The 23129-nt window shown below is 70.4% G+C and carries 23 protein-coding genes and 1 pseudogene; 14 read left to right on the top strand and 10 right to left on the bottom strand.

Annotation, left to right across the window (positions count from 1 at the left end; translation table 11 throughout):
- Both VFM98_RS08285 and smc read right to left on the bottom strand, forming a co-directional pair.
- Nucleotides 1–238: pseudogene (locus VFM98_RS08285) on the bottom strand (cell division protein FtsZ); the annotation flags it as partial.
- An 88-nt stretch (nucleotides 239–326) separates the two neighbouring features.
- Entirely contained in the window at nucleotides 327–3842 is a 3516-nt protein-coding gene (gene smc, locus VFM98_RS08280; RefSeq protein WP_325109437.1) for a chromosome segregation protein SMC, read from the bottom strand.
- Nucleotides 3843–3987: 145 nt separating this feature from the next.
- On the opposite strand from smc, the gene VFM98_RS08275 reads away from it, so the two are divergent.
- Nucleotides 3988–4881, top strand: a complete 894-nt coding sequence (locus VFM98_RS08275) for a DUF72 domain-containing protein (RefSeq protein ID WP_325109436.1) — start codon at nucleotides 3988–3990, stop codon at nucleotides 4879–4881.
- Here the strand turns inward: VFM98_RS08275 and VFM98_RS08270 are convergent, their stop codons facing one another.
- The gene (locus VFM98_RS08270; RefSeq protein ID WP_325109435.1) at nucleotides 4882–5265 is read right to left on the bottom strand and encodes a VOC family protein; all 384 of its coding nucleotides are present in this window, start codon (nucleotides 5263–5265) and stop codon (nucleotides 4882–4884) included.
- A gap of 106 nt (nucleotides 5266–5371) precedes the next feature.
- On the bottom strand, nucleotides 5372–6406 hold the full coding sequence (locus VFM98_RS08265) for an alkane 1-monooxygenase (RefSeq protein ID WP_325109434.1): 1035 nt from the start codon (nucleotides 6404–6406) through the stop codon (nucleotides 5372–5374).
- A gap of 76 nt (nucleotides 6407–6482) precedes the next feature.
- Between VFM98_RS08265 and dapC the strand changes: the two genes are divergently transcribed.
- Genes dapC through prmB form a run of 5 tightly spaced genes read left to right on the top strand, consistent with a single transcriptional unit; the run spans nucleotide 6483 to nucleotide 11731 of the window.
- A complete protein-coding gene (gene dapC, locus VFM98_RS08260) occupies nucleotides 6483–7697 on the top strand; it encodes a succinyldiaminopimelate transaminase (RefSeq protein WP_325109433.1) in 1215 nt (404 codons plus the stop codon).
- A complete protein-coding gene (dapD, locus tag VFM98_RS08255) occupies nucleotides 7694–8518 on the top strand; it encodes a 2,3,4,5-tetrahydropyridine-2,6-dicarboxylate N-succinyltransferase (RefSeq protein ID WP_325109432.1) in 825 nt (274 codons plus the stop codon). Before dapC ends, dapD begins: the two co-directional genes overlap by 4 nt.
- A 36-nt stretch (nucleotides 8519–8554) precedes the next feature.
- On the top strand, nucleotides 8555–9712 hold the full coding sequence (locus tag VFM98_RS08250; RefSeq protein ID WP_325109431.1) for a PilT/PilU family type 4a pilus ATPase: 1158 nt from the start codon (nucleotides 8555–8557) through the stop codon (nucleotides 9710–9712).
- A gap of 4 nt (nucleotides 9713–9716) precedes the next feature.
- Complete coding sequence (gene dapE / locus VFM98_RS08245) at nucleotides 9717–10868, top strand: succinyl-diaminopimelate desuccinylase (RefSeq protein ID WP_325109430.1); 1152 nt, start codon at nucleotides 9717–9719, stop codon at nucleotides 10866–10868.
- A complete protein-coding gene (prmB, locus tag VFM98_RS08240; RefSeq protein ID WP_325109429.1) occupies nucleotides 10859–11731 on the top strand; it encodes a 50S ribosomal protein L3 N(5)-glutamine methyltransferase in 873 nt (290 codons plus the stop codon). Before dapE ends, prmB begins: the two co-directional genes overlap by 10 nt.
- On the opposite strand, the gene VFM98_RS08235 is transcribed toward prmB, so the two are convergent.
- Nucleotides 11683–12426 carry a sulfite exporter TauE/SafE family protein gene (locus tag VFM98_RS08235; protein ID WP_325109438.1) on the bottom strand — a complete coding sequence of 248 codons (744 nt, stop codon included), beginning with the start codon at nucleotides 12424–12426 and terminating at the stop codon, nucleotides 11683–11685. The two genes, prmB and VFM98_RS08235, sit on opposite strands and share 49 nt — an antisense overlap.
- Before the next feature lie 114 nt (nucleotides 12427–12540).
- Here VFM98_RS08235 and VFM98_RS08230 point away from each other — a divergent pair, with 114 nt between their 5' ends.
- The 4 genes from VFM98_RS08230 to VFM98_RS08215 all read left to right on the top strand — a co-directional run bounded on the left by VFM98_RS08230 (nucleotide 12541) and on the right by VFM98_RS08215 (nucleotide 16315).
- A complete protein-coding gene (locus VFM98_RS08230; protein ID WP_325109428.1) occupies nucleotides 12541–13461 on the top strand; it encodes a LysR family transcriptional regulator in 921 nt (306 codons plus the stop codon).
- A 79-nt stretch (nucleotides 13462–13540) separates the two neighbouring features.
- Nucleotides 13541–15478, top strand: coding sequence for a ribosomal protection-like ABC-F family protein (gene abc-f / locus VFM98_RS08225; RefSeq protein ID WP_325109427.1), 1938 nt, complete (start codon nucleotides 13541–13543; stop codon nucleotides 15476–15478).
- A 2-nt stretch (nucleotides 15479–15480) separates the two neighbouring features.
- Nucleotides 15481–15978: a hypothetical protein gene (locus VFM98_RS08220; RefSeq protein ID WP_325109426.1), complete on the top strand. Its 498-nt coding sequence runs from the start codon at nucleotides 15481–15483 to the stop codon at nucleotides 15976–15978.
- A gap of 58 nt (nucleotides 15979–16036) precedes the next feature.
- Nucleotides 16037–16315, top strand: coding sequence for a SemiSWEET transporter (locus VFM98_RS08215; protein WP_325109425.1), 279 nt, complete (start codon nucleotides 16037–16039; stop codon nucleotides 16313–16315).
- A 9-nt stretch (nucleotides 16316–16324) separates the two neighbouring features.
- Here VFM98_RS08215 and VFM98_RS08210 read toward each other — a convergent pair whose 3' ends face one another.
- From VFM98_RS08210 to VFM98_RS08190, 5 genes are all read right to left on the bottom strand, one after another.
- A complete protein-coding gene (locus tag VFM98_RS08210; protein ID WP_325109424.1) occupies nucleotides 16325–17557 on the bottom strand; it encodes an FAD-dependent oxidoreductase in 1233 nt (410 codons plus the stop codon).
- Nucleotides 17558–17609: 52 nt separating this feature from the next.
- A complete protein-coding gene (gene serA / locus VFM98_RS08205; RefSeq protein WP_325109423.1) occupies nucleotides 17610–18872 on the bottom strand; it encodes a phosphoglycerate dehydrogenase in 1263 nt (420 codons plus the stop codon).
- Between the two features lie 60 nt (nucleotides 18873–18932).
- Nucleotides 18933–19406 (bottom strand): RcnB family protein, encoded by a 474-nt coding sequence (locus VFM98_RS08200; RefSeq protein WP_325109422.1) that lies wholly within the window; start codon nucleotides 19404–19406, stop codon nucleotides 18933–18935.
- A gap of 126 nt (nucleotides 19407–19532) precedes the next feature.
- Nucleotides 19533–20444 carry a response regulator gene (locus VFM98_RS08195; protein WP_325109421.1) on the bottom strand — a complete coding sequence of 304 codons (912 nt, stop codon included), beginning with the start codon at nucleotides 20442–20444 and terminating at the stop codon, nucleotides 19533–19535.
- 190 nt (nucleotides 20445–20634) lie between these two features.
- Entirely contained in the window at nucleotides 20635–21126 is a 492-nt protein-coding gene (locus VFM98_RS08190; protein ID WP_325109420.1) for a nuclear transport factor 2 family protein, read from the bottom strand.
- Between the two features lie 149 nt (nucleotides 21127–21275).
- Here VFM98_RS08190 and VFM98_RS08185 point away from each other — a divergent pair, with 149 nt between their 5' ends.
- From VFM98_RS08185 to VFM98_RS08170, 4 genes are all read left to right on the top strand, one after another.
- Nucleotides 21276–21635: a PepSY-associated TM helix domain-containing protein gene (locus VFM98_RS08185; RefSeq protein WP_325109419.1), complete on the top strand. Its 360-nt coding sequence runs from the start codon at nucleotides 21276–21278 to the stop codon at nucleotides 21633–21635.
- 192 nt (nucleotides 21636–21827) lie between these two features.
- On the top strand, nucleotides 21828–22199 hold the full coding sequence (locus VFM98_RS08180) for a hypothetical protein (protein WP_325109418.1): 372 nt from the start codon (nucleotides 21828–21830) through the stop codon (nucleotides 22197–22199).
- A gap of 140 nt (nucleotides 22200–22339) precedes the next feature.
- Nucleotides 22340–22603, top strand: a complete 264-nt coding sequence (locus tag VFM98_RS08175) for a hypothetical protein (RefSeq protein WP_325109417.1) — start codon at nucleotides 22340–22342, stop codon at nucleotides 22601–22603.
- Nucleotides 22604–22788: 185 nt separating this feature from the next.
- Nucleotides 22789–23129 (top strand): AMP-binding protein (locus VFM98_RS08170; RefSeq protein ID WP_325109416.1); only part of this gene is annotated, 341 nt, incomplete at its 3' end.

Here is a 23129-nt window from a genome sequence, read left to right as displayed (position 1 = left end):
CGTCGAGGCCGGGGCGCTTCTCCGGCACCGGCAGCGGCGCGAGCGGTACGTCGTCGAAGACGGGTTCGGTGCGTTCCTCGAGCGGGTCGGCGGCGGGTGTCGTCGCAGCCATCGCCGCAGCCGCGGCGGCCTGCGGCTGGCGCGGCGTGTTGCGGCGGGTGGTCCAGGCGTTCCACGCGACCAGGGCGGCGAGCACGAAGGCGCCGAGGAGGAGGATGCCGAGGGTGAAGGAGGTCATGCCAGGCCCTCTCCCCGGCCCTCACCCCGGCCCTCACACCAACCCTCTCCCGCGAGCGGGAGAGGGAGAAAGACAAGAGGAGAGTGAATCATGCGGCCTCGGCCATCGACACGGCGGATTCCATGTCCACCGCCACGATGCGCGAGACGCCCTGCTCCTGCATGGTCACGCCAATGAGCTGTTCGGCCATCTCCATCGCGATCTTGTTGTGGCTGATGAAGAGGAACTGCGTCTCCTTGCTCATGCTGCTCACCAGCTTGGCGTAGCGCTCGGTGTTGGCGTCGTCCAGCGGCGCGTCCACCTCGTCCAGCAGGCAGAAGGGCGCCGGGTTCAGCTGGAAGATCGCGAACACCAGCGCGATGGCCGTGAGCGCCTTCTCGCCGCCCGAGAGCAGGTGGATGGTCTGGTTCTTCTTGCCGGGCGGCTGCGCCATCACCTGCACGCCCGAGTCGAGGATCTCCTCGCCCGTCATCACCAGCTTGGCGTTGCCGCCGCCGAACAGCTCGGGGAACATGCGGCCGAAGTGCTCGTTGACGGTGTTGAAGGTGCTTCCCAGCAGCTCGCGCGTCTCGCCGTCGATCTTGCGGATCGCGTCCTCCAGCGTCGTCATGGCCTCGGTCAGGTCCTTGGACTGCGCATCGAGGAACTGCTTGCGCTCCCGCGCCGTGCTCAGCTCCTCCAGCGCCGCGAGGTTCACCGCCCCCAGCGCCGCGACCTCGCGGTGGATGCGGTCGATCTCGGACTGCAGGCCCTGCAGGCGCACGTTGCCCTCGGCGACCGACCGGCCCACGGCCTCCAGGTCCGCCTGCGCCTCGACCAGCATCTGCGTGTACTGCTCCAGGCCCAGGCGCGCCGCCTGCTCCTTCAGCTGCATCTCGGTAATGCGCTGGCGCAGCGGATCGAGCTCGCGTTCCAGCTGCAGCCGGCGCTCGTCGCTGGCGCGCAGCTTGGCGGTGAGGTCGTCGTACTCGCTGCGCTTGGCGCCCAGCACCTGCTCGCGCTCGGACTTCAGCTGCAGCGCCGACTGCAGGCCGGCCTGCGCCGCCGCGTCGGTGAGGCGCGCCAGCTCGGCCCGTGCCCGCTCCTCCTCGGTGGCGACAGACGTGGCCTGCTGCGTCGCGGTCTCGATCGCCCGCTGCAGTTCGCCGCGCCGCGCCTCCAGCGCGCGCTGCGCGAACTGCGCCTCCTGCGCCTGGCGCTCGAGGCTGCGGTGCTGCTCGCGTGCCTCGGCCAGCTTGCGCTCGGCCTCGATCACGCGTTCGTCCAGCTGCGCATGCCGCTCCTGGCTGTCGGCCAGCTGCATGTCCAGCTCCTCGAAGCGCGCTTCGGCGGCCACGCGGCGCTCCTGCAGTTCCTCCAGCAGCGCGTCGACCTCGGCCAGGTCGGAGCCGATCTGCTCGCTGCGCGCGCGGGTCTGCTCGGCCAGCTGCGTCAGGCGCAGCGTCTCCACCTGCAGTTCATGGGCGCGGCCCTGGGTTTCGGCCGCTTCGCGGCGGGCGCCGGTCAGGCGCTGCGCGGCATCGCCGTAGGCCGCCTCCGCGCGCACCAGCGCGGAGCGCGCCTCCTCGGTGATCAGCGCCTGGGCGCGCAACTGCTTCTCCAGGTTCTCGATCTCCTGCTGGCGGGCCAGCAGGCCGGCCTGCTCGGAATCCTGCGCGTAGAAGCTCACGCTGTGCGCCGTGACGGCGTGGCCGGACTTCACGAAGACGGTCTCGCCGGCCTGCAGCTTGTCGCGTGCGGCCAGCGCCTCCTCCAGCGAGGCCGCGGTGTAGCAGCCATGCAGCCAGTCCGACAGCAGCGCCTTCTGGCCGGCATCGTTCAGCCGCAGCAGGTCGGCCAGGCGCGGCAGTGTGGACGCGGCCTCCGGCGCGGCGGCCGCGGGCGCGTGGTAGAAGGCCAGCCGCGCCGGCGGCGCGTCGCTTGCAAACGCGCGCACCATCTCCAGCCGCGAGACTTCGAGCGCATTCAGGCGCTCGCGCAGCGCCGCCTCCAGCGCGTTCTCCCAGCCCTGCTCGATGTGGATCTTCGTCCACAGGCCCTGCAGACCGCCGAGGCCGTGCTTGGCCAGCCAGGGCTGCAGCTTGCCGTCGGTGCGCACCTTCTCCTGCAGCGCCTTGAGCGCCTCCATGCGCGCCGACAGGTCGGCCTGGCGCGCACCCTGCGTGTTCACGTCCTGCTGCTTCGCGCGCCGTTCCTCATCGAGCTGCGGCACCTGCTCCTGCAATTCGTGCAGACGGGCGTCCGCGGTCTCCGCGGCTTCCTGGGCGGCGGCGAGCTGCTGCTGCAGGTTGGCCAGGCGCTGTTCGTCCGGCGCGGCCAGGGCGTTGCGGTCGGCCACCAGCCGCTCGCGGCGCTGGTTCAATTGCCGCGACTGCTCCTCGATGTTGCGCTGGTCGGCCGCGAGCACCTGGATCTGCTGCTGCACCTGGGTGACGGCGCCGCGCTGCTCGGAGGAGCGCGACTGCGCCTGGCGCAAGGCGTCTTCGAGGTCGGGCAGTTGCAGCCCCTGCTCCTCGACCTGCGCCGCCAGCAGGGTGGCCTTTTCCTCCGCCTCCATCGTGCGGGCGGCCAGGTTCTCGGTCTCGGCTTCGGCTTCTTCCTTGCGGGCCGACCATTGCGCCGTCTGTTCCTTCAGTTGCAGCAGACGCTGCTCGACGCGCTGGCGGCCCTCGACCACGAAGCGGATCTCCGCTTCCAGCCGGCCGACTTCGGCACTCGCCTCGTACAGCTGGCCCTGGGCCTGGTTCACCTGGTCGCCGGCCGCGTAGTGCGCCTGGCGGATCGTCTCGAGCTCGTTCTCGACGCGGCGCAGGTCGGCCACGCGCGCCTCGAGGTCGTTGACGGCCTTGTCGGCCTCGGCCTTGATGCGGGCCTGGTCGGCTTCCGCCTCGGCGCGCTTGAGGAACCACAGCTGGTGCTGCTTGAGTGCGACGTCGGCCTGCAGCTGGTTGTACTTCGCCGCCACCTCGGCCTGCTTCTCCAGCTTCTCGAGGTTGGTGTTCAGCTCGCGCAGGATGTCTTCCACCCGCGTGAGGTTCTCGCGCGTGTCGTGCAGCCGGTTCTCGGTCTCGCGCCGGCGCTCCTTGTACTTCGAGACGCCCGCGGCCTCTTCCAGGAACAGGCGCAGCTCCTCGGGCTTGGACTCGATGATGCGGCTGATCGTGCCCTGTCCGATGATGGCGTAGGCGCGCGGGCCCAGGCCCGTGCCCAGGAACACGTCCTGCACGTCGCGCCGGCGCACCGGCTGGTTGTTGATGTAGTAGCTGGAGGTGCCGTCGCGCGTCAGCACGCGCTTGACGGCGATCTCGGAGAACTGGCTCCACTGGCCGCCGGCGCGGTGGTCGGCGTTGTCGAAGATCAGTTCGACGGAGGAGCGCGAGGCGGGCTTGCGGGTGGTCGTGCCGTTGAAGATCACGTCCTGCATCGACTCGCCGCGCAGCTCGCTGGCCTTGCTCTCGCCGAGCACCCAGCGCACGGCATCCATGATGTTGGACTTGCCGCAGCCGTTGGGCCCCACCACGCCCACGAGCTGCCCGGGCAGCATGAAGTTGGTGGGTTCGGCGAACGACTTGAACCCGGAAAGCTTGATCGATGTGAGACGCACGGCCCCTCGCCCCTGTGGCTGACTCGAATGGAAACGCCGGCGGTTCGCCGGCGTGTTGCCGTCCGATGATACCTTCTGCTTCCGGACGGTCCATCGGGGCCCCGGCCCCCGAATATGTCGCGAAATTGCCAAAATTGTGGCAATCATGCCGGGCAAGGTCCTGATCGGCGTCTCGGGCTGGCGCTACACGCCGTGGCGCGGCCACTTCTATCCGCGGGGGCTGGCGCAGTGGCGGGAGCTGCAGCACGCCTCGCGGGTATTCAATTCCCTCGAGCTGAACGGATCGTTCTACTCGCTGCAGCGCCCTTCCAGCTACGCCATGTGGGCCGCGCACACGCCGCCCGGCTTCGTCTTCGCCGTCAAGGGCAGCCGCTACATCACCCACATGCTGAAGCTGCGCGGCATCGACGTGGCGCTGGCGAACTTCTTCGCCTCCGGGCTGTTCGAGCTGGGCGAGAAGCTGGGGCCGATCCTGTGGCAGTTCCCGCCCATGATGCGCTTCCACCCGCAGGTGTTCGAGGACTTCTTCCGGCTGCTGCCGCAGACCACGCACGAGGCCGCACAGATCGCCCTGCGCCGCGACGAGCGCCTGCAGGGCCGCGAGAGCCTGCAGCCGGGGCGCAACCGGCGCCTGCGCCACGCGGTGGAAGTGCGCCACGAGAGCTTCGTCGACCCGGCCTTCATCCGGCTGCTGCGCAAGTACCGCATCGCCTGGGTGGTGGCCGACACGCCCAATCCCTGGCCCCTGTACGAGGACGTGACCTCCGACTTCGTCTACATGCGGCTGCACGGCTCGACCGAGCTTTACAACAGCCGCTATACCGGCGCGGAACTGGAACGCTGGGCGCGCTGCATCGAAGCGTGGCGGGACGGCGGCGAGCCGGAAGACGCGCGCCTGATCTGCCCGACCCGTGCACGCGCCCGCGCCGGCCGCGATGTCTACTGCTATTTCGACAACACGGACAAGCGGCACGCGCCGGTCAATGCGCGCGAGTTGATGGACCTGCTGGGGGTGCGCTGGACGCCGCCGCCGGCGTGATCAACGGGATTGGTGCAGGCAGAGGAAGTTGCCCTCCGTATCCCGGAACCACGCGCACTTCTCCCCGCCCATGTCGCAGACGTGTTCGACCGTCTTCAGGCCGGGGAAGTCGTAGTCCTCGAACTTCACGCCCGCCTGCTCCAGCGTGCGGATGCCGTCCACGATGTCGCTCACCTCGAAGCTGAGGGCCGTGTGTTCGGCCTTGGTGCCACCCTCCTTGGGCAGCAGCGCCACGGAGAACTTCTCCAGGTCGTAGACCCAGGCCCCGTCCGGTTTCGGTGCGCCGTGGGCGAAACCGAGCTTGGATTCGTAGAAGGACCGGGCGCGCTCGAGGTCCTTCACCGGCAGGATGGTGGTGGCCCTGGCCTGGGAGAGTGAAAGCATGGCAGCTCCTTCGCAACGGGAGGTCGAAAGATTAATCCTCGCCGGCTTGCGAAGGCGAATGCCCGCGCCGCCGCCGAAGGAAAGCTCCAGGAGCCCGCCGCCTGCGCTAGCCCGCCGCGGCGGCCCACCGCAGCCGCCGCTCCATCACCGAGAACCACAGCGGCGGCACCGCCGCCAGCAGGATGCAGCCCGCATAGCCGGTCGGCAGCTGCGGCGCGGGCAGCGCCTCCAGCGCCGCGAACGGCTTCCAGGCGTGCACGTGGTGGTCCGAATGCCGCTGCAGGTTGGCCAGCAGGCTGTTGGAGAGCAGATGGTCCGCATTCCACGCGTGCGCCACGCCGAAGGGCTCGCGCCGGCCGTCGGCCTGCACCCGCCGCTGCAGGCCGTAGTGCTCGATGTAGTTCACCGTCTCCAGCAGCCAGACGGCGAAGGCCGACTGCGCGAGCCAGAAGGCGAGCAGCTTCCACTCTCCGAGCACGGCCAGCGCCGCCAGCCAGGCCAGCATCGCCGCCGTGGCCCACGCCAGCGGGCTCGCCATCCAGCTGCGCCCGAGCCGTCGCAGCTGCAGCGCCTCCAGCGACCAGGCGCTGCGCAGGCTGCCCGCCAAGGTGCGCGGCAGGAAGGCCCACAGGCTCTCGCCCGGCCGCGCCGAAGCGGGATCGTCCCAGGTGGCCGCGCGCACGTGGTGGCCGCGGTAGTGCTCCACCATGAACTGCGGATAGCACACCAGCGTCATCAGCACCCAGCCGAGCGCCCGGTCCGCCCGGTTCCGGCTGTGGCCCAGCTCGTGGGCGAAGGTGATGCCCTGCGCGCCGGTGACGAAGCCCACCGCCAGCGCCACCCCGAGCACGCTGGGCCAGGACGCCTGCGCGGCGGCATGGCCGCCGGCCACCAGCAGGGCCAGCTCCAGCGGCACGAACAGGCGCAGCACCCAGCGCAGCGCGCCGCCGTCGTCCAGCGGCGCCGGCGAACGCGCCAGTGCCGGGACGAAGGCTTCCAGGCCCGCGATCAGGAACAGCACGCCCAGCGCGATGAAGCCGGCCAGCTGGGGCCGCTGCGACACCGAGTGCACCGTCAGCGCGGGCAGCGCGAGGCCCAGCAGGAAGCGCAGGTCGCTGGCACGCACCGTGTTCGGGTTCATGGCGGCATTGGAGCGCCACGGCCGCGGCCGGTCAATCGCCCGTCGGCAGGGGCTCGCGCGCTGGGATAATCGCGGGATGAATCCCCTGCTGTCCCGGCTGCAGCCCTACCCCTTCGAGCGCTTGCGGCAGCTGTTCGCCGGCGTCACGCCGAACCCCGCCTACCGCCCGATCAGCCTGGGCATCGGCGAGCCCAAGCACCCCACGCCCGCCTTCATCAAGAAGGCGCTGGCCGCCGCCATGGAGGTGCCCGGCAGCGACCTGGCCGGCTATCCGCCCACGGCCGGCACGCCGCAGTTGCGCGAAGCCTGCGCGCAGTGGCTGCAGCGCCGCTACGGCCTGCAGCTGGACGCCGCGACGCAGATCCTGCCGGTGAACGGCTCGCGCGAGGCGCTGTTCGCCTTCGCACAGACGGTGGTCGACCCGAGCCGGCCCGCCGTGGTGGTCTGCCCCAATCCCTTCTACCAGATCTACGAAGGCGCGGCCCTGCTGGCCGGCGCCGAGCCGTACTACGCGCCCAGCGATCCGGCGCGCAACTTCGCCGTGGACTGGGACAGCGTGCCCGAAGCGGTCTGGGCGAAGACGCAGCTGCTGTACGTCTGCTCGCCCGGCAACCCCACCGGCGCCGTGATGCCGCTGGAGGAATGGCGCAAGCTCTTCGCGCTGCAGGACCGCCACGGCTTCGTGATCGCCTCCGACGAGTGCTACAGCGAGATCTACTTCCGCGACGAGCCGCCGCTGGGCGGCCTGGAAGCGGCGGCCAAGCTGGGGCGCAAGGACTTCAGGAACCTGGTCGCCTTCACCAGCCTCTCCAAGCGCAGCAACGTGCCCGGCATGCGCAGCGGCTTCGTGGCCGGCGACGCGCAGCTGCTGAAGGCCTTCCTGCTCTATCGCACCTACCACGGCAGCGCGATGAGCCCGATCGTGCAGGCCGCGAGCCTGGCTGCCTGGCAGGACGAGCAGCACGTGGTCGACAACCGCGAGCAGTACCGCCGCAAGTTCGCCGAGGTCACGCCGCTGCTCGCGCAGGTGCTCGACGTGCGGCTGCCCGACGCCAGCTTCTACCTCTGGGCCGGCGTGGGCGGCAGCGACACCGAGTTCGCCCGCGAGCTGCTGGCTCAATACAATGTGACCGTGCTGCCGGGCAGCTATCTCGCCCGCGAAGCGGGTGGCTTCAATCCCGGCGCCGGCCGCGTCCGCATGGCGCTGGTGGCCGACACCGCAGAGTGCCTCGAGGCCGCCCAGCGCATCGTCCAGTTCGTGCAATCCAGACAAGAAATCCGCAAGCAATGACCCAGCAGCTCCAGCAAATCATCGACCAGGCGTGGGACGACCGCGCCAGCCTCTCGCCCAAGGGCGCGCCCAAGGAAGTGAGCGAGGCGGTCGACCACGTGATCGGCGAACTCAACACCGGCAAGCTGCGCGTGGCCACGCGCCAGGGCGTGGGCCAGTGGACGGTGAACCAGTGGGTGAAGAAGGCGGTGCTGCTGTCCTTCCGCCTGAACGACAACGTGCTGATGAAGAGCGGCGAGCTCGCCTTCTACGACAAGGTGCCGACCAAGTTCTCGCACCTGTCGGCCGACGAGATGGCCGCCACCGGCGTGCGCGTGGTGCCGCCCGCCGTGGCCCGCCGCGGCAGCTTCATCGCCAAGGGCGCGATCCTGATGCCCTCCTACGTGAACATCGGCGCCTACGTCGACGAGGGCACCATGGTCGACACCTGGGCCACCGTGGGCTCCTGCGCCCAGGTCGGCAAGAACGTGCACCTGTCCGGCGGCGTGGGCCTCGGCGGCGTGCTGGAGCCGCTGCAGGCCAATCCGACCATCATCGAGGACAACTGCTTCATCGGCGCCCGCTCGGAGATCGTCGAAGGCGTGATCGTGGAGGAGAACTCCGTGATCTCCATGGGCGTCTACATCGGCCAGAGCACCAGGATCTACGACCGCGAGACGGGCGAGATCCACTACGGGCGCGTGCCGGCCGGCTCGGTGGTGGTCAGCGGCAACCTGCCCGCCAAGGACGGCAGCCACAGCCTCTATTGCGCCGTGATCGTGAAGAAGGTCACTGCGGCCACGCGCGCAAAGGTGAGCCTCAACGATCTGCTGCGCGACTGATGCGCTAAGCTCGGCGGTGCTCGTGAGGAGGGGTTGATGGGAACGATGGAGCGCATCCTGCGCCTGATGGCCGACAAGAAGGCCTCGGACGTGTACCTGTCCGCGCATGCGCCGGCGATGATCAAGATCAACGGACAGACGTTGCCGATCAACAGCCAGCTGCTGCCGCCGGACGCGCCCCGTGCGCTGCTGGCCGAAGTGCTGCCGGCGCACCGGATGGAGGAGCTCGATGCCACCGGCGAGCTGAACATGGCCCATGCCGTGGAAGGCGCCGGCAACTACCGCTTCTCCGCCATGCGCCAGCGCGGCACCATCGCCGCGGTGGTCCGCTACATCGCCACCGAGATCCCGCCCCTGGCCACGCTGCAGGTGCCGATGATCCTGGCCGACCTGATCCTGGAGAAGCGCGGCCTGCTGCTGATGGTGGGCTCCACCGGCGCCGGCAAGAGCACCACGCTGGCGGCCATGATCGACCACCGCAACGAGTCGATGACGGGCCACATCCTCACCATCGAGGATCCGGTCGAATTCATCTTCCGCAACAAGAAGTGCGTGGTGAACCAGCGCGAGGTGGGCAGCGACACGCAGTCGCTGCAGACGGCGCTGAAGAACGCGCTGCGCCAGGCGCCCGACGTGATCCTGATCGGCGAGATCCGCGACCGCGAGACCATGTCCGCCGCCATCGCCTACGCGCAGTCGGGCCACCTGTGCCTGGCGACCATGCACGCCAACAACAGCTACCAGGCGCTGAACCGGATCCTGTCCTTCTACCCGGTGGAAGTGCGCCCGACCATGCTGGGCGACCTGGCGGCGGCGCTCAAGGCCATCGTATCGCAGCGCCTGCTGCGCACCGTGGCGGGCGGCCGCGCCCCGGCGGTGGAGGTGATGCTCAACACCAAGCTCGTCTCCGAACTGATCGAGAAGGGCGACTTCTCCGGCGTGAAGGAGGCGATGGAGAAGTCGATGGCCGAGGGTTCGCAGACCTTCGAGCAGGACATCGCCCGCCTGATCCTCGACGGCATCGTCGACAAGAAGGAAGGCCTGGCCTACGCCGACTCGCCGACCAACCTGCAGTGGCGGCTGCAGAACACCAGCACCGCGGCCACCAAGGCGCTGGGCAACGACGGCGACTCGCCCGAGGACCTGGACGATGAGCCCTCCTTCACTGAAATCACGCTGGACGTGAAACACTAGCGGGATGTCCCGAGTCCTGCACCTGGCTGAGCAACTGATCGCCCAGCGTTCCGTCACGCCCGAAGACGGGCATTGCCAACCCTTCATCGAAGCGCGGCTCGCGCCGCTCGGCTTCGCCTGCGAAACCATCGTGAGCGGGCCGGACCACTTCCGCGTGCGCAACCTCTGGGCCAAGCAGCCCGGCCGCTCCGGCCGAACGCTCGTGTTCGCCGGCCACACCGACGTGGTGCCCACCGGTCCGCTGGAACAGTGGACCTCCGATCCCTTCGTGCCCAGCCACCGCGAGGGCAGGCTCTACGGCCGCGGCGCGGCGGACATGAAGAGCTCCATCGCGGCGTTCACGGTGGCCGTGGAGGAATTCCTGGCGCAGAACAAGGATCCTTCGCTCGGCATCGCCTTCCTGCTCACGAGCGACGAGGAAGGTCCCAGCGTCGACGGCACGGTGGTCGTCTGCGAGCGCCTGCGCCAGCGTGGCGAGAAGCTGGACTACTGCATCGTCGGCGAGCCGACCTCGGTGGAAAAGCTCGGCGACATGATCAAGAACGGCCGCCGCGGCAGCCTCACGGGCAAGCTCACGGTCAAGGGCATCCAGGCCCACATCGCCTATCCGCAGCTGGGGAAAAACGCGATCCACCAGGCCCTGCCGGCGCTGGCCGAGATGGCGGCGACGGTCTGGGATGAAGGCAACGAATTCTTCCCGCCCACCAGCTGGCAGATCAGCAACATCCACGGCGGCACCGGCGCGGGCAACATCATCCCGAACAGCGTCGTCGTCGACTTCAATTTCCGCTTCGCCAGCGTGAGCAAGGCGGAGGACCTGCAGCAGCGCGTGCACGCGATCCTGGACCGCTACGGGGTCGAATACGACTTGCAGTGGACCCTGGGCGGCCAGCCTTTCCTCACCACGCCGGGCGAGCTGGTCGGCGCCGTGCAGGCCGCGATCCGCGGCGTCACGGGGCTGGAGACCGAGCTCTCCACCACCGGTGGTACCAGCGACGGCCGCTTCATCTCGCGCATCTGCCCGCAGGTCATCGAGTTCGGCCCGATCAACGCCAGCATCCACAAGATCGACGAGCACGTGCGGGTGGCGGACCTGGAGCCGCTGAAGGACATCTACCGCGGCGTGCTCGAACACCTGGACCGGCAGTGCAGCTGATCGCGCTCGTCGAGGAACTGGCCGCGCGTCTGGAGGCGGCCGGGGTCGCCTTCGGCCACGGCACCACCAACGCCTTCGACGAGGCGGCGTGGCTCGCGCTCTGGAAGCTCGGCCTGCCGCTCGATGCGCTGGACGAGAACGCCGCGCGCGAGCTGCAGCACGCAGAGGAAGACGCGGTGCGTGCCCTGGTGGAAGAACGCATCGCGACCCGAAAGCCCGCCGCCTACCTGACCGGCGAAGCCTGGCTGCAGGGCGTGCCCTTCCACGTCGACGAGCGGACGATCGTGCCGCGCAGCTTCATTGCCGAACTGCTGGCCGATGGATCCATCGACGCGTGGCTCAGCGACCGCACGCGCAAGGTGCTGGACCTGTGCACCGGCAACGGCTCGCTCGCGGTGCTGGCGGCGATGGCATGGCCCGAGGTGCAGGTCGACGCGGCGGACCTCTCGCCCGAGGCGCTCGAAGTTGCGCGCATCAACGTCGACCGGCACGGGTTCGCGGACCGCATCCGCCTCGTGCAGTCCGACGGCCTGGCCGCCCTGCCCGGCCCCTACGACCTGATCCTGTGCAATCCGCCGTACGTGAACGCGCAGAGCATGGCGGCGCTTCCCACCGAATACCGCGCCGAACCCGAGCTCGCGCTGGCCGGCGGCAGCGACGGCATGGATTTCATCCGCACGCTGCTGCGCGACGCGCCTTCGCGCATGAGCGACGAGGCCGTGCTGGTGCTGGAGATCGGCAACGAGCGCGACCACTTCGAGGCCGCCTTCCCGCAGCTCGAAGCCGTGTGGCTGGAAACCAGCACCGGCGACGATCAGGTGCTGCTGCTCACCAGGGAAGCCATCGCGCGCAACGCGACGTAGGTTCCCAGGGCCGCGAGCCCGAGGAAGAAGCAGCGCCGGAACACCGGCAGCGGCATGCGCTGGCGCAGCCACTGGCCCGCCGCCATGCCTGCCAGCGCCGGCAGCAGCATGACGAACGAGGCGCCCGCAGTGGCTGCCGGATAGCGCCCCTGCACCAGCAGCGCCGCGCCCAAGGCGAGCGTCGAGGTCGTGAAGCACAGGCCCATCGCCTGCACCAGTTCGTCGCGCTCCAGCCGCAGCCCCTGCAGGAAAGGCACGGCGGGCAGCACGAAGACGCCGGTCCAGGCCGTCACGGCGCCCGTGAGCGCGCCGGTCAGCGCACCCAGCCAGCCTTCATGGCGCGCCGGCACCTGCAAGGGCGTGCCCAGCATGCCCCAGCCCGCATAGCCCACCAGCGCCACGCCCAGGGCGAGCGCGGCCCCGCCGCCATCCAGGCCGCCGAAGGTCCAGCCTCCGGCCAGGGTGCCCATGACGATGCCGGCCTGCATGCCGCCCAGGCGCCGCAGCGTGCGGCCCAGGCCGGGCCAGGGCTGCAGCTGCCACACGTTGGTAACCAGCGAAGGGGCCACCAGCAGCGCCGCCGCCGCGGCGGGCGGCATCCACACGGCCAGCAGCGCCATCGACAGCGTCGGCAGCCCGAGGCCGATCACGCCCTTCACCGCGCCTGCCAGCACGAAGACCGCTCCCACCGCCATCCACTGTTCGAATTCCACGGGCGAAGTCTCGCGGCCCCGCGTCCGCGCGCCAATGCGGAAGTGGCAAACGCGGCCTCAGGCAGCGCCTGAGGCCCCCGGGTGCACACTTGCGCGATGCGATTCGACCTGACGGACCTGCGGCTCTTCGCGCACATCGTCGACGCCGGCTCGATCACGGGCGGCGCCGCGCGCGCGCACATGACGCTCGCGTCGGCCAGCCAGCGCGTGCTGGCGATGGAGGACGCGCTGGGCACGCCGCTGCTGGCGCGCTCCAGCCAGGGCGCGCGGCCCACCGAGGCCGGGCGCACGCTGGCGCACCACGCCCGCCTGGTGCTGGAGCAGATGGAGCGCCTGCGCGGCGAGCTGGGCGAGTACGGGCGCGGCCTGAGCGGCCACGTCCGCCTGCTGTGCAACACCTCCGCGATGACGGAACACCTGCCGCAGCCGCTGGGCCGCTTCCTCGCCGCGCATCCGCGCGTGTCGGTGGATGTGGAGGAGCGCCCGAGCGACGCCATCGTCGCCGCGCTGCGCGCCGGCACCTGCGACATCGGGATCGTCTCGGACGTGGCGGACGTGGACGGCCTGCAGCAGTTCCCCTTCCGCCGCGACGACCTCGTGCTGGCCGTGCCGCCCGGCCACCGGCTGGCGCGGCGCCGGCGCATCACGCTGGCCGAAGCGATCGGCGAGCCCTTCGTCGCCCTGGCCGAAGGCAGCCCGCTGCACGCGCACGTGGCGGCGCAGGCGCTCAAGACCGGGCGGCGGCTGACCTACCGCGTCCGTGTCGGCAGTTTCGAGGCGCTGTGCCGGATGGTCGAGGAAGGCATCGGCATCGGCGTGGTGCCGCGCGCCGTGGCCGGGCGCTACGCCGCGCAGCGCTCGCGCCCGCGCTTCATCGCCATCGCGGAGCCCTGGGCCCAGCGCCGGCTGCTGGCCTGCGTGCGCGAAGCGGATGCGCTGCCGCTCAATGCCCGCCGCATGCTGCAAGCCCTGCTGGGCGAACCGCCGGCGCCAGACCTGCGAAAATCGCGGCAATGACGCGCGATCCTTCCACCCGTTTCCTGCCAGCCCAGCGCGCACCCGCCGGCGAGCCCGGCGCCATCCACCAGCCCAACCCGTGATCCAGCTGCGCAACGTCACCTTGCGCCGCGGCGCCAAGGTGCTGCTCGATGGCGTCTCCGTCACCATCAACCCCGGCGAGAAAGTCGGCCTGGTCGGGCGCAACGGCGCCGGCAAGTCGACCCTGTTCGCCCTGCTCAATGGCAGCCTGCACGAGGATGCCGGCGACTTCTCCATGCCACCGCAGTGGCGGCTGGCGCAGGTGGCGCAGAACATGCCGGAAAGCGACGAACCGGCCACGGCCTTCGTGCTGGCCGGCGACACCCGGCTCGTCACGCTGAACGAGGAACTGGCCGAGGCCGAAGCCAGCGGCGACGGCCTCGCGATCGCCCACGCGCATTCCGACCTCGCCGATGCCGGCGCGCACGACGCCGTGCCGCGCGCGCAGGCGCTGATCCTCGGCCTGGGCTTCCGGCCGGACGAACTGGAGCGGCCCGTCAACAGCTTCTCCGGCGGCTGGCGCATGCGGCTGCAGCTCGCCCGCGCGCTGATGTGCCCCTCGGACCTGCTGCTGCTGGACGAGCCCACCAACCACCTGGACCTCGATGCCCTGGTGTGGCTGGAAGGCTGGCTGCAGCGCTACGCCGGCACGCTGGTGGTGATCAGCCACGACCGCGAGTTCCTCGACGCGGTCACCGGCGTCACGCTGCACATCGACAACCGCCAGCTCACGCGCTACGGCAGCAACTACAGCGGCTTCGAGCTGCTGCGCGCGCAGCAGCTGGAGCAGCAGCAGGCCGCCTACACGCGGCAGCAGGACAAGATCGCCCACCTGCAGAAGTTCATCGACCGCTTCAAGGCCAAGGCCACCAAGGCCAAGCAGGCGCAAAGCCGCGTCAAGGCGCTGGAGCGGATGGAGAAGATCGCGCCGGTGCTCGCCAGCGCGGAATTCACCTTCGAGTTCAAGGAGCCGCAGAACCTGCCGAACCCGATGCTGGTGATCCAGGACGGGGCGTTCGGCTACGGCGAGAAAGTGATCCTGCGCAACGTCAACCGCTCCGTGCTCGCCGGCCAGCGGATCGGCATCCTGGGGGCCAACGGCCAGGGCAAGTCCACGCTGGTGAAGACCATCGCCCGCACCATGCCGCCGCTGGCCGGCCGCGTGACCGAGGGCAAGGGCCTCACCATCGGCTACTTCGCGCAGCAGGAGCTGGACGTGCTGCGGCCGCAGGACACGCCGCTGGAGCACATGGTGCGGCTCGCGCGCGAGCTCGCGGCCGCCACCGGCCAGTCGGACCGCGAGCAGGACCTGCGCAACTACCTGGGCCAGTTCCTCTTCACCGGCGACATGGTGCAGCAGAGCGTGGGCACCATGAGCGGCGGCGAGAAGGCGCGGCTGGTGCTGGCCATGATCGTGTGGCAGCGCCCCAACCTGCTGCTGCTGGACGAACCGACCAACCACCTGGACCTCAACACCCGCGAGGCGCTGTCCGTGGCGCTGAACGAATTCGAGGGCACGGTGATGCTGGTGAGCCACGACCGCGCGCTGCTGCGCTCGGTGTGCGACGAGTTCTGGCTGGTGGGCCGCGGCACCGTCGCGCCCTTCGACGGCGACCTCGACGACTACCAGAAGTACCTGCTGGAGGAAGCGCGCCGCCTGCGCGAACAAGTGGCGGCCGCCAGCGCCCCCGCCAGCACCGAGCCGCGCGCCACCCCGCAGGAGCAGCGCAAGGCCCAGGCCCTGCAGCGGCAGCAACTCGCCACCCGCCTGAGGCCCCTGAAGAAGGAGCTGGAGCAGGCCGAGCGCCGCATGGCGAGCCTGGAGACCGAGAAAGGCGAACTCGAGTCGCGCCTCTCGGGCGCCCTGCCCCCGGCGGAGATCGCCGATGCAGGCCGCCGGCTGAAGGCCGTCACCGACGAACTCGGGCAGCTGGAGGAGCGCTGGCTCGCGCTGTCCGGCGAGATCGAGGCCGCCGAGGCGGAGGCGGCAGGCTGAGCATGGCCAGTGCGCTGCAGCTTGCAGGCGGCGATCCCGCCCTCCTCCAGGCCGTGCGGCGTGCGCGCAAGCTGCTCAATCGCCGCGCCTTGGCCGGTGCCGCGGCGAGCGCCGTGCCCGTGCCGGGCCTGGACTGGCTCGTGGATGCCGCCGTGCTGTCCAAGCTGATCCCTGCAATCAACGAGGAATTCGGCCTCACGCCGGAGCAGCTGGAACGCCTGCCGCAGCGCAAGCGCGAGCAGGTCGAGAAGGCCGTGAGCGTGGTCGGCTCGATGGTGATCGGCAAGTTCATCACCCGCGACCTGGTGATCCGCGCCGCGGCGGCCATGGGCCGGCGCCTCACGGTGAAGCAGGCGGCCAAGTACGTTCCCATCGCGGGCCAGGCGCTCTCGGCGCTGATCGGCTACGCCGCGATCCGCTACCTGGGCGAGGAGCACATCCGCGACTGCGTGCAGGTCTGCCGGCAGGCCCGGCTGCAACTGCCATCAGAGCGCGGCTGACAGCGTTTCGCTCGCCGCACCTATCGGGCGCGCGCCACCGCCGGGTTCCAATCGCGCCATGCAAACCTCCGATGTTCTCGGCTACGTCGCTGCCACGCTGACCACCGTCTCGTTCGTGCCGCAGGCCTGGCGCACCTTCCGCACCAAGGACGTGAGAGGGATCTCGCTGAAGATGTACACCCTCTTCACCCTCGGAGTGGCGGCGTGGCTGGCGTACGGCATCGTGCTGGGCGAGGTGCCCATGATGGTCGCCAACTCCGCGACCCTGCTGCTGGCCATTCCGGTGCTGGTGATGCGGGTGCGCTACGCGGGCGCCGCCGCGAGGCCCCCCGCATAGGGTGACAGGCTACGACGCTGCGCGCCCGCTGCGCACCCGCTCGGGTCGCACGCCGATGCCGACCAGGCGCGCGGGCAGGCGGCGCAGCGTCGGCAGCCGCTGCAGCAGCGTCACGGCGAGCGGCGTGCGGGCCGGCGCGCTGCTGCGCGCCAGCACCGGCGACAGCACTTCGTTCTGCACCGCGACCTGCACCCGCTGGGTCACCCGGGCCGGCCATTCGCGGCGGCGCTGGACGGCCTCGAGGTGCTCGGCGCGCAGGCTGCCTTGCCGCAAGGGCTCGGCCAGCAGGTTGGCCGCCGCGACGGCATCCTGGATGGCGAGGTTGATGCCCACGCCGCCGACCGGCGACATCGGATGGGCGGCATCGCCGATGCACAGCAGGCCCTCGCGCCACCAGCGCCGCAGGTGGCTGATCTGCACGTTCAGGAGCTTGACGTCGTCCCAGCCGCGCAGCGCGTCCACGCTGTCGGCGAGGAAGTCGGTCGTGCGGGCGACACGCTCGCGGAAGGCGGCGATGCCCTCCTGCCGCACCTGCTCCAGCGCACCCTTGGGGATGACGAAGGCGCATTGCCAATAGGTGTCGCGGTTCAGGGTGACCAGCAGCGCGCCCGGCCGGATGGTGCCGCCGGTGCGGGCCGGGTCGTGCGCCGCATCGCGCGGCAGCCGGAACCAGAGCACGTCGATCGGGGCGCCGGTGTCCACGCGTTCCAGGCCCGCGTCCGGCGCCAGGGTCGAATGGCGGCCGTCGGCCGCGACGACGAGTCCGGCGCGCAGTTCCGACCGGCCTTCGCGCGACTCCACCTGCACGCCGACGATGCGGCCCCCCTCCTCGATCACGCCGCTGGCCCGGGTGCCCATGCGCAAGGTGAAGCCGGGAAACCGCTGTGCCTCGCGGGCGAGGAAGTCCAGGAAGTCCCACTGCGGGATCAGCACCAGGAAGGGCCGCGGCGCCGGCAGGTGCCGAAAGTCGGCGATGGTGACGGGCTGCCCGTACACGTCGCCGCTCAGTTCGGCGATCTCCTGGTGCGGCAGCGCCAGGAAGGCCTCCAGCAGGCCGACGTCCTGCAGCACCGTGAGGGTCGAAGGATGGATGGTGTCGCCGCGGAAGTCGCGCAGGAAGTCGTCGTGCTTCTCCAGCACGGTGACGCGCACGCCCGCGCGCGCGAGCAGATAGCCCAGCATCAGGCCGGCCGGGCCGCCGCCGGCGACGCAGCACGGCAGCATCCCATCGCCTGCATCCATGCGGCCATGGTACGACGGCCAGGGCCGGGCGCGGGTCGCGCGGCCGGCCCGTTTACGCTGCCTGAGGAACGCCGGGAGCGCTGGCGAAATCGGCCAGGAAGGCGCCGAGCGTGGCGCCGATCGCGCGCACGGCGGACAGCGTCGCCGCCGCCGGCACCTGGCTCACGTCGATCACCGCCACGCCCACGCCGCGCCCCGTTTCCAGGTGCAGCTGCGTCACATTGAGTCCGGCGGCGGCCAGCAGGCCATTGAGCTGCGAGATCACGCCGGGCTCGTCGCGGTGCAGGTGCACGATGCGCGCCGCCCCGCGCACCGGACCGGCGCCCACCTCCGGCAGGTTCACGCTGCCGCGCACGGCGCCCAGGCGCAGGAAGTCGCGCAGCTTCTCCGACACTTCGATGCCGAGGTTGCGCTGCGCCTCCACCGTGGAGCCGGCCACGTGCGGCGTGAGGATCACGTTGTCCAGCGCACGCAGCGGCGATTCGAAGGCCTGGCCGGCGGAGGCCGGTTCGACCGGGAACACGTCGACGGCGGCGCCGCGCAGCCGGCCCGCGGCCAGCGCTTCATGCAGGGCGTCGATGTCCACGGCCTGGCCGCGCGCCAGGTTGATCAGCACCGCGTCCTCCTTCATCTGCGCCAGCCGCTGCGCGTCGATCAGCTTGCGGGTCTGCGGCGTCTGCGGCACGTGCAGCGTCACGATGTCGGCCTCACCCAGCAGGGCTTCCAGGCTGGGCGCCGCCACGGCGTTGCCCAGCGGCAGCTTGGCCTCGACGTCGTGGAACACCACGCGCATGCCCATGGCCTCGGCCAGCAGGCCGGTCTGGGTGCCGATCTTGCCGTAGCCCACGATCCCCAGCGTCTTGCCGCGGATCTCGTTGGAGCGGCGGGCATCCTTCAGCCACTGGCCGCGCCGCGCCGCGGCCTGCCGCTCCGGCACCCGGCGCAGCAGCGCGATCGCGTGCCCGATCACCAGTTCGGCCACCGAACGGGTGTTGGAGAACGGGCCGTTGAAGACCGCCACGCCGCGCTGCGCCGCCGCCTTCAGGTCGATGTTGTTGGTGCCGGTGCAATAGGCGCCCACGGCGCGCAGCCGCGGCGCGGCCGCCAGCGCCGCCGCATCGAGCTGCGTGCGCGAGCGCAGGCCCAGCACGTCGGCCTCGGCCAGCAGGTCCTTCAATTCGCCCGCATCGGGGGCATGGCGCAGCCGGCGGATGCGCGCGCCGGGGATGGACTCGAGAACGGAATCGGCGCTCGCGTGGATGTCTTCGAGCAGCAGGATGTTCAGGCTGGGCGGAATTGAAGATGCATGCGACATGCATCTATTCTAGCGCCGAGCCAGCGCGAGGGACCGGAGTGCCCCTCGCGCCGGTGCCGGTCACTGGATCAGCGCGTTGACGATCAGGCCGGTGGCGAGCGCGACCAGCAGGAATTCGCCGTCGATGTTGACCCACTGCTGGCCGTAGGGAGGCGCATAGAGCCCGGGGTAGGCGTGCCAGTCGTTCACGTAGTAGGTGTGAGTGCGGTACGGGGCCGGCAGGTAGCCGCCGCGGTAGAAGCGGTGCGCCGGAGCACGGTACGTCGGATGGTTGTAGGTGTAGGCCGGCGCCCGATAGACGGGCCGTTGCGGCTGCACGTGCGCCCGGAACTGCTGCCGCTGCGCGTGGCGCCCATCCCGCTCGGCGCGGCGTTCGTGGCGCTGCTCCGCGCGCTGCGGGCGGTCATGGCGCTGCTCGACGCGGTGCTGGCGGTCATGGCCGCGGTCGTCACCGCGCCAGTCCCGGGCGGAGGCGACGCTGGTGAAGCCGAACGAGCCGGCCAGCACGGCGCACACGATGGCGGAAGTCTTCATGGGTACTGCTCCTGGATTCGATGCCTGCATGGTGCGCCGCCGAGTTGTCGCAGGCGCGAAGCGCCTGTCCCGCGCGTGCAAAGGCACGTAAGCGCATGTACCCGAGGCGGGTGAGCCGCCCGGACTTCAGCGAACCTGCGGGATGCTCTTCGGAATCAGCGCGGTGGAGGCCAGGGAGCCGAGGCCGAAACCGATGGTGCCGGACACCAGGTCCAGCACGACGTGCGGGAGGGCGGGGTCGCGGCCCGGGCTCCAGAGCTGCACGAGTTCCGTCACGATCGCCACGGCGGCCAGGATCAGGGTGCAGTGCGATGCGTTGGCCTGCGGGTAGGCGAACCGGGCGGAGATGCCCAGCGCCCCGAAGGCGAGGATGTGGTCGAGGTTGTCGCCCAGCATCAGGCTCAGGAGCGCCGCGTTGTCGAGCCACGGACTGTAGGACCGCAGCAGCTGCAAGGTGAACTCGGGCAGCGTCATGGAGAAGCTCACCACGACGAGCAGCAGCCAGAACACCGTCCGGGCGATGGACTGCCAGCCCAGGTCCGTCGCACTTCCACCCACCAGCGGCCAGGGCCCCGCGATTGGATCGTTGGACCAGGCCACCGGGGACGGCTCGGGCGCCGCATCGCGCTCGTCACTCTCCTCCCACGAGCCGGACCCGCGGCCTTCGGCGACGGCGCGGATCTCGCGCACGACCCGATCGGCCGGCCCGTTCGCCTTCTCCAGGTAGGAAGCCGCGCCGGCGGCGACCGCCCGGGGGCCGTACCGCTCGGCCGGATAGGCGGAGAGAACGAGGATGCGCAAATGCGGGGCCGCCTCCCGGACGCGGTGCAGCGCTTCCAGCTCCTGCGATCCCGGCATGAGCAGATCGAGCACCAGCACGTCCAGCTCGCGGCTGCGCACGAGTTCCACCGCTTCGTCGGCGTTGGCGGCCTCCCCTACGCATTCGATGCCGGACGCCATCGCGAGGTAGCCGCGCAGGGCAGAGCGGACGATCTTCTGATCGTCGACGATACCGACGCGGATAACCGGGCTGTGCATGGGCGGACGCACTCCAAGGGCGAAACCAATGGTAACCCGATGGTTCCCATCTGTCCCACATCGGGACCGTGCATTTTGTTTCGATTCGGTAAACGTCGAGGATGGGCGGTTCCGGCGCCACTCCACCGGCCCGCGGAAGCTGAGGGTTATCCGCAACGGAAACGCGCAGCGGGCGCCGCCGGTTCCCGGCTCAGAGTTTCAGGTCGCTGAGCCCGGGATGGTCATCGGGACGCCGGCCCAGCGGCCAGTGGAACAGGCGCTCGGACTCGCGGATCGGCAGATCGTTGATGCTGGCGAAGCGCCGGCGCATGAGCCCTTGCGCAGTGAATTCCCAGTTCTCGTTGCCATAGCTGCGGAACCAATGGCCCGAGTCGTCGTGCCACTCGTACGCGAAGCGCACCGCCAGGCGATCGCCGGCGAAGGCCCACAGCTCCTTGATCAGCCGGTAGTCCAGCTCGCGCGCCCATTTGCGCTGCAGGAACGCGCGCACCTCGTCCCGCCCGACCGGGAACTCGGCGCGGTTGCGCCATTGCGTGTCGGGCGTGTAGACCTGCACCACCCGGTCGGGGTCGCGCGTGTTCCAGGCGTCTTCGGCCGCGCGCACCTTCTGCGTGGCCGTCTCGAAGGTGAAAGGCGGCACGGGCGGACGGATCGCCTCGGGACTGGACTGTGAAGCGGACATGCTTGCCTCCTGGGCGGGCAGCATGCCGCAAGGACGAATCCATCGACCGCAGCGATGGCATTTGCCTGCGCCGCGTGCTGCCGCTCACGCGATGCGCGCACCACGCCGTAGTACAGCGACGACGAGCCCTTCAGCACGCGGCAAGAGCCGTGTTCCCCGAGGGCATGGTGGGCTACGTGCAGGTGCCGGGCCGCAGGACGCAGCCCACGCGGATCCGGTTCAAGCTCGCCGACGATCCCCACCCGAACGGGCTTTCATCGGTCTGGCTCGACCCCGCGAGCGGCAAGGTGCTCAAGGTGGTGCGCTGGAACGAACTCGATCCGGGCAATCGCCTGGTGTCCACGGTCTATCCGCTGCACACCGGCGCCCTCGGAGGCCCGGCGCACACCGTCGTCGTGGCCCTCGGCGGCCTCGCGCTCGCGACCCTGGGTGGCAGCGGCGTGCTCCTGTGGTGGCGCCGGCGCCAGTTGCGCGCGCCGCGCACCCAGGTGGCGACGTCGCCCCGCTGAGTGCCGGTACGGCGCAGGCGAGGTTTCCGCTCAGCCTGCGATGGCTGGGTCGATGGGTTCTCGAGTGAGACTTGGGGGTCATGGGAGGCGGTGCCGGTTGGCCCTCCGCGTCCTACACACAGGCTGGCCCATTGGCGTCTCCCATTCCATGGCGGCGCTCCCAAAGTCCGGGGGGAGCAAACAGGAGAACCCATGAACAAGCGTACCTCGATCCTTTCCATTGCCGCCGCCATCGCCGCTTCCGCACTGGTGCTGGAGGCTCCGTCGGTCATCGCGGCTGGCGACACGGCCGATGCTGGCGCCTCCGGCTACTCCTCTCAATCCGCCAACGCGCAGTCCGGGGTGCCCGGCGTCGAAGCGAACGTCGGCAGCAACGCCAGCGACCGCGGCCTCCCCGGCGTGGAAATGAACGTCGGCCGCGACGGCGACCAGAACAACACGGCCACCCTCGGCGCCGGCCCCGACATGGGCAACAGCGGCGACACCAGCACGATGGGCGCCGGCAACGACATGGACACCAACGGCCAGCAGTCTCCGCGGCCGATGCGCACGGACCGCGGCTGACGCCGCTGCGTCCGTCGCGCCCCTGACGACCTCGCCGGCGCCAGCCGCCCACGACAGGGCACGCTGGATCCCCGCCGGCGCAGGCCTCGGCATCATGCCGGGGCCGGCAGGGTGGCTTTGGGACATTGCAAGGAGCAGCCATGACGCAGCGGGAACTCGATCAGCTCTGGGAACACGCGGCGCTGAGCCGCATCGGCGGCGCGGTCCAGGGCGGCTCGACCAAGACGCCGCGCGAGCGCGAGGCGATGAATCGCGAGCACGAGGGCCGCGACGACGTGCCGAAACCGGAAGGTGCGCTTCCGCAGCAGAAGCCGGCGCCGAAGCAGGAGCACCCGAAGCAGGAGCACCCCGCGCAAGTGCACCCGCCGCAAGAGGGCGAGCCCGGCAGCGACCGCGAGGGCTGAAGAGGACAGCGGCTGGCCGGCAGTGCAGCCGCGCACCGGTTGCTGAGCGGTGTCAATGAAACGCGTCCCGAGCGCGCGCTAGACTGCAGGGCCACCCCGGTCTGGCAGGATCCGCCGGCGGGGATCATCGCAACGGCAGTGCTGCCGCGGTCCCTCCTGCCGGCAGCCCTTCGGAGGAGAGCACGATGGGCAGAGCCGATCCCTTCCTGCGCGCACGCGACTTGCTGCTCGCACACCGCACCGACTACGCCACCGCCTACCGGGAATTCCGCTGGCCGCAACTGGGCGAGTTCAACTGGGCGCTGGACTACTTCGATGCCATGGCGGCGGGCAACGACGCGCCCGGGCTGTGGATCGTGGAGGAGGACGGCAGCGAGCAGAAGCTGTCGTTCGGCGAACTCGCGGCGCGCTCCAACCGCACCGCCAACTTCCTGCGCGCGCAGGGCGTGCGGCGCGGCGACCGCATCCTCCTGATGCTGGGCAACGAGGTCGCCCTGTGGGAGATCATGCTGGCCGCGATCAAGCT

Source organism: Ramlibacter sp., assembly GCF_035706265.1.
In the GTDB taxonomy this organism is placed as follows: domain Bacteria; phylum Pseudomonadota; class Gammaproteobacteria; order Burkholderiales; family Burkholderiaceae_C; genus Ramlibacter.
This window is presented reverse-complemented; position numbering and strand designations above follow the sequence as displayed.

Coding starts and splice junctions, on each gene's coding strand:
- VFM98_RS08275 (WP_325109436.1), top strand. CDS start 3,988: ATGCCGGGCAAGGTCCTGATCGGCGTCTCGGGCTGGCGCTACACGCCG.
- VFM98_RS08270 (WP_325109435.1), bottom strand. CDS start 5,265: ATGCTTTCACTCTCCCAGGCCAGGGCCACCACCATCCTGCCGGTGAAG.
- VFM98_RS08265 (WP_325109434.1), bottom strand. CDS start 6,406: ATGAACCCGAACACGGTGCGTGCCAGCGACCTGCGCTTCCTGCTGGGC.
- dapC (WP_325109433.1), top strand. CDS start 6,483: ATGAATCCCCTGCTGTCCCGGCTGCAGCCCTACCCCTTCGAGCGCTTG.
- dapD (WP_325109432.1), top strand. CDS start 7,694: ATGACCCAGCAGCTCCAGCAAATCATCGACCAGGCGTGGGACGACCGC.
- VFM98_RS08250 (WP_325109431.1), top strand. CDS start 8,555: ATGGGAACGATGGAGCGCATCCTGCGCCTGATGGCCGACAAGAAGGCC.
- dapE (WP_325109430.1), top strand. CDS start 9,717: ATGTCCCGAGTCCTGCACCTGGCTGAGCAACTGATCGCCCAGCGTTCC.
- VFM98_RS08235 (WP_325109438.1), bottom strand. CDS start 12,426: ATGGCGGTGGGAGCGGTCTTCGTGCTGGCAGGCGCGGTGAAGGGCGTG.
- VFM98_RS08230 (WP_325109428.1), top strand. CDS start 12,541: ATGCGATTCGACCTGACGGACCTGCGGCTCTTCGCGCACATCGTCGAC.
- VFM98_RS08220 (WP_325109426.1), top strand. CDS start 15,481: ATGGCCAGTGCGCTGCAGCTTGCAGGCGGCGATCCCGCCCTCCTCCAG.
- VFM98_RS08215 (WP_325109425.1), top strand. CDS start 16,037: ATGCAAACCTCCGATGTTCTCGGCTACGTCGCTGCCACGCTGACCACC.
- VFM98_RS08210 (WP_325109424.1), bottom strand. CDS start 17,557: ATGGATGCAGGCGATGGGATGCTGCCGTGCTGCGTCGCCGGCGGCGGC.
- serA (WP_325109423.1), bottom strand. CDS start 18,872: ATGTCGCATGCATCTTCAATTCCGCCCAGCCTGAACATCCTGCTGCTC.
- VFM98_RS08200 (WP_325109422.1), bottom strand. CDS start 19,406: ATGAAGACTTCCGCCATCGTGTGCGCCGTGCTGGCCGGCTCGTTCGGC.
- VFM98_RS08195 (WP_325109421.1), bottom strand. CDS start 20,444: ATGCACAGCCCGGTTATCCGCGTCGGTATCGTCGACGATCAGAAGATC.
- VFM98_RS08190 (WP_325109420.1), bottom strand. CDS start 21,126: ATGTCCGCTTCACAGTCCAGTCCCGAGGCGATCCGTCCGCCCGTGCCG.
- VFM98_RS08180 (WP_325109418.1), top strand. CDS start 21,828: ATGAACAAGCGTACCTCGATCCTTTCCATTGCCGCCGCCATCGCCGCT.
- VFM98_RS08175 (WP_325109417.1), top strand. CDS start 22,340: ATGACGCAGCGGGAACTCGATCAGCTCTGGGAACACGCGGCGCTGAGC.